Genomic DNA, 4,979 nt, shown 5'->3' with positions numbered 1-4,979 from the left:
CTCCAAATAGAACAGAAGAAATGACGATTACCGCCGCTTTTCAACCGCTGTAACCGTCATCGGATAAATTAAGATATTGCTGCTTTGACAGCGGCCTGAGCGTGAATGGCTGTGGTATCGTACAAAGGCACTTCACTGTCCGCTGACTGAATCAACAGCGCAATCTCCGTACAACCCAGAATGACGGCCTGAGCGCCTTGTTCATGGAGGTCCGCGACGATGGTAAGAAATTCGTCTTTCGAGCGAGGATTAAACTGCCCTAGGCATAACTCATGGTAAATCACCTCATGCACCAGCTTACGCTGAACCCCGTTAGGAATGATGACCTCAATACCATGACGCTCACTTAAGTGCTCTTTATAAAAGCCCTGTTCCATAGTAAATGCCGTCCCCAGCAAGCCGACTTTTTCAACACCATCTCGCTTGAGGGCCTCAGCCGTCGCATCAGCAATGTGCAACAAAGGAATCGTAATACGCTGCTGAATGTCATCGGCCACTTTGTGCATTGTATTGGTGCAAATCAGCAAAAAATCGGCTCCCGCACGTTCGACAGATTGAGCGGCGTCGATAAGGATCTCGGCGGTCTTCTGCCATTCACCCTGATGTTGTAAAGCTTCTATTTCAGCAAAGTCGACACTGTTTAGGATGAGTTTGGCGGAATGTAACCCGCCTAACGTTTGCTTTGTCGCGTGGTTGATCGCTGAGTAATAACTGGCGGTGGATTCCCAGCTCATGCCACCCAATAATCCGATTGTTTTCATTGAACCTCCCTATGTTCTGTAACCACTAGAACAGATAATTCTAAATGCAGCAAGCCAATGTCTTTCTACCTTACTTAAAGGCATAAAAAAACCCGGAGGTCCCGGGCTTTTAATGGTTACGTTACGCTTTTTGAGGCTCTGTTTGTTCTTCAGTTTCCACTATCGGCAAGACCTGCTTAACATACTGCCCCGGCGCATCGCCTAGCACTGGATAGTTTTCTGCCCCTTGGGCGGCAGGCTCGACCAAAGTATCTTCGCTGAACTGCAACAGCCACTGATTCCAGTGGGTCCACCAAGATCCCTCTTTGTGCGTCGCACTAGCAAACCAGTCTTCCGCACTCTCTTCCAGAGTATCGTTGATCCAAAAGCCATATTTGTTGCGAGACGGATGATTAACAATCCCGGCAATGTGACCAGATTCACCGAGTACAAAGGTTTTATTCCCGCCCACATTTAACGCGCCTCGATAGGTTCCCTGCCAAAGCGCAATATGGTCTTCCTTGGTTGAAATAAAGTAGCTGGGGATCTTAATTTTATTCAGATCAATCCACACGCCACCAACTTTCACCCCTTTATCCTGAATCAGTTTGTTCTCCAGGTAAAGTTCGCGCAGGAGGAAGTTGTGAGTCGGTGCCGCTACGTTGGTGCTGTCACTGTTCCAGTACAACAGATCAAAATCAACTGGGCTTTTCCCTTTCAGATAATTGTCAACGTAGTAGTTCCAGTACAAGCTGTTCTCACGTAACAAACTGAACGTCACACTCAAAGAGCGCCCGTCCATATACCCTTTAAGGTTGTTCTGCACCTCAATGGCACTGACGATGGTGTCATTGATGTATGCTCCGACTTCACCTGGTTGTGAGAAATCAAGCAAGGTGGTAAAAAACGTGGCAGATTTAATTCTTTTCTTCATGCGCTTAGCGGCGTAGTAAGCAATTGTCGAGGCAAGTACCGTACCGCCGATACAGTAACCGACAGCATTCATCTGTTCCTGACCAGTGATCTCTTCAATCGCAGTTACCGCTTTCAACACACCTTCAGTGACATAGTCGCCGAATTCTACATGCGCTTGTGCTTTACCCGGATTACGCCAGGACATCATGAATACGCTGTGTCCTTGTTCCAGCAACCAACGTACCATTGAGTTCTTTTCGCGCAGATCAAGAATGTAATACTTATTGATAAACGGAGGCACAATCAACAGCGGTGTGGAGTGCACCTGTTCAGTCAGCGGACGGTATTGAATCAGCTCAAACAATTCATTTTGATAGACGACGTCCCCTGCGGTCGTCGCGACATCATGACCGACTCTGAACGCATTATTGTTCGTCATGCGAATTTTAAGAATGTCCGCCGACGACTCTACGTCCTCTTTCAGTTGCTCAAGGCCAGCCAACAAGTTTTCACCGTTTTTCTCCAGAGTCAGCTTCAATAGCTCTGGGTTGGTGGCGATAAAATTACTTGGTGATAGCGCGTTGATTGCCTGACGAGAGAAAAACACAATCCGCTCTTTGGTTTTTTCATCTAAGCCCTCAATACTGTTTATCGTATCCAGATACGTTTTGCTGAACAGCAGATAAGATTGCTTGATGAAATTATAGAAGGCTTCGCTTTGCCAACTTTCATCCACAAAACGTTTATCACCAGTCTCTGGCTCAATGACATCACCGGATTGCGCCGCTAACGCAACGTTTTGCCAAATCTGTAGTTGTTGCTGCCACCAGTCTGCCTGTAACTTCAGCATCACAGCAGGTTGGTTGGCGGCTTGCTCAAAAAACTTCAGGGAGTCTTCAAAGTTGACTTCCTGCATGGCTTTATTGAGAGGAGAATTTACGGCTGCCTTGGTGAGCTCAAGATCTTGCCACCATTGTTGATTGGTTTCCTGGAGCTTCATAAGGTAGTCCGAAAAGAAGTGTTGAAACATGTTGCTACTCCTGTATTCGGAAAAAAGCCGCTCACGGGGAGCGGCAAAGGCAGTGGTTTAAGCCGGGGTTACTGACTTAAGATTTTCCGAGGTAAGCTTTTCAACGTCTTCTTTGAATTCTTTCGCGATAGATTGCAGCTTGTTGCTGTCGTCCATCATTTGCTGAGACAGTTTCGTCAGAACTGATAGTTGCTGACTGTTAAATGCCGCCAGAGAAGTGACATCTTTGATTTCACTCGCCGCTTTCATTTGAGTCAGACCCATTTCACTGTAGGTACGAATAGCATTCAACTGAAGCTCAGTCAGCACTTCAACGTTCTTTGTAACCAGCTTGTTGAACTTGAAGTAAGGTTCCATGTTTTTCTCTGTTTGATCAGTGAAAGTCTTAAAAAAATCCGTGTACATGATTTTGCTCCTAATGGTTTGATAACTGATGTAATTAAACTGATTTAACAATAACTGCCGTACCCATACCGCCGCCCACACACAGTGAGGCAACGCCATAGTGACCTTTGCGTCGCATAAGCTCATGCACGAGTGTCACCAGAATTCGGTTTCCGGATGCGCCCAGTGGATGACCGAGTGCGATAGCACCGCCATTCACATTCGCTTTGCTGAGTATCGAATCTGTCGACACATCATGCTTTTCTGCTAAACGCTGAACCACACCTAGTGCCTGTGCTGCAAAAGCTTCGTTGAGCTCATACAAATCCATGTCGTGAGTCGTCAGGTTGGCTTTTTCCAGTGCGTGAGACACCGCCTCTACCGGACCTAACCCCATTACTTTGGGATCCAACCCGGTTTGAGCGTAACTGGTAATCTCGACAAGCGGCTGTAAACCTAACGCGTCGACAGCCGACTCAGACGCCAGGATGAGAGCGCTGGCGCCGTCATTCAAGCCAGACGCATTACCTGCTGTCACTGTGCCTTCTTTATCAAACGCAGGACGCAGACGTTGCAAGCCCGCCAATGTGGCATCGGATTTCGGGTATTCGTCCGTATCAAATTGCAACGAGTCACGCTTGACCTTGATCTCTACCGGTACAATTTCATCTTTAAACTTACCCGCTTCAATCGCCGTCACTGCTTTCTGCTGGCTATTCAAGGCGTACTCATCTTGCGCTTCACGGGAAATCCCTACTTCGCGAGCAATATTTTCCGCTGTCACGCCCATATGGTATTGGTTAAACACATCAGTCAGGCCATCGTTGATCAAAAGATCCACCAGATTCATGTTGCCCATTTTATGACCATCTCGAATGCTGGAAGGGACGATGAAGGGGATCTGCGACATCACTTCAACACCGGCCGCGACTACCACGTTTGCGTCACCACTACGAATATGAGAAACGGCGTCCATAACAGTTTTCATACCGCTGCCGCACACCATATTGAGGCTATATGCAGGCGTTGTTTCCGGAATTCCGGCCAGAATCGCCGCTTGACGTCCAACCCCCATGCCCTGACCTGCACCGACCACATTACCGACAAGCACTTCATCGACGGCCTCGGGATTCACTGCGGAAGATTCCAGCGCCCCCTTAATCGCAGCCGCGGCCAGAGGACCTGCCTGAACATTCTTAAGGCTGCCGCCGAACGACCCGATAGCGGTGCGCTTAGCCGCTACAATAAAAACTTTTTCCATGTTCCGAACCTCTTAATGCATGTATAAGCCGCCGTTAATCGACAGCGTTTCACCAGTAATATAGGCACCTGCATCACTTGCGAGGTAAGACACCGCTTGAGCCACCTCTTCCGGCTTAGCTAGGCGTTTCATTGGAATCTGATTGGTAATCGACTCCAGGACTTCAGGTTTCATCTGCGCCACCATAGGCGTAGCCGTGTATCCTGGCGCGACAACATTCACTGTCACGCCCGAGCGTGCGCCTTCCGCAGCCAGCGCTTTGGAGAAACCGATCATTCCGGCTTTGGCCGCCGAGTAATTCGTCTGGCCGAACTGGCCTTTCAAACCGTTAACTGAAGAAATATTGATGATTCGCCCATTGCCTTTTTCGCACATTGCGGCAAACAAAGGTTGAGTGACGTTGAATAAACTATTGAGATTGGTCTCAATGACCTCTTTCCACGCCTGAGGCGTCATTTTTTTGAAGACACCGTCACGTGTGATACCTGCATTATTGACCACCACGTCGATGGTGCCCTCTTCGACCAGCAGTTCGCCAAGTCGCACCGCACACTCTTCCGTATTGGTGACATCCAGCTCAAACAGTCTGACTTGCTCTTCATTGAACTGTTTCTCATTGAACCATTCCAATTGACAGCGCCGGAAATGC

The 4,979-nt window shown here is 48.3% G+C and carries 5 protein-coding genes; all 5 read right to left on the bottom strand.

Going from position 1 to position 4,979, the window contains the following annotated elements; all coding sequences use genetic code 11:
- Positions 1 to 68: 68 nt before the first annotated feature.
- Positions 69 to 761, bottom strand: coding sequence for an aspartate/glutamate racemase family protein (locus CAG65_RS21250; RefSeq protein WP_161454902.1), 693 nt, complete (start codon positions 759 to 761; stop codon positions 69 to 71).
- A 121-nt stretch (positions 762 to 882) separates the two neighbouring features.
- Positions 883 to 2,685 (bottom strand): class I poly(R)-hydroxyalkanoic acid synthase, encoded by a 1,803-nt coding sequence (phaC, locus tag CAG65_RS21245; RefSeq protein WP_161454901.1) that lies wholly within the window; start codon positions 2,683 to 2,685, stop codon positions 883 to 885.
- Positions 2,686 to 2,742: 57 nt separating this feature from the next.
- Positions 2,743 to 3,090, bottom strand: coding sequence for a phasin family protein (locus CAG65_RS21240; protein ID WP_021705366.1), 348 nt, complete (start codon positions 3,088 to 3,090; stop codon positions 2,743 to 2,745).
- Positions 3,091 to 3,124: 34 nt separating this feature from the next.
- Positions 3,125 to 4,330 (bottom strand): acetyl-CoA C-acetyltransferase, encoded by a 1,206-nt coding sequence (locus CAG65_RS21235; RefSeq protein WP_021705367.1) that lies wholly within the window; start codon positions 4,328 to 4,330, stop codon positions 3,125 to 3,127.
- A gap of 12 nt (positions 4,331 to 4,342) precedes the next feature.
- Positions 4,343 to 4,960, bottom strand: coding sequence for an SDR family oxidoreductase (locus CAG65_RS21230; RefSeq protein ID WP_161454900.1), 618 nt, complete (start codon positions 4,958 to 4,960; stop codon positions 4,343 to 4,345).
- Positions 4,961 to 4,979 lie beyond the last annotated feature (19 nt).

It is taken from the genome of Vibrio sp. V39_P1S14PM300, from assembly GCF_009904765.1.
Lineage (GTDB): Bacteria > Pseudomonadota > Gammaproteobacteria > Enterobacterales > Vibrionaceae > Vibrio > Vibrio proteolyticus.
The sequence above is the reverse complement of the archived record's forward strand: the minus strand, read 5'-3'. Positions and strand labels throughout refer to the sequence as shown.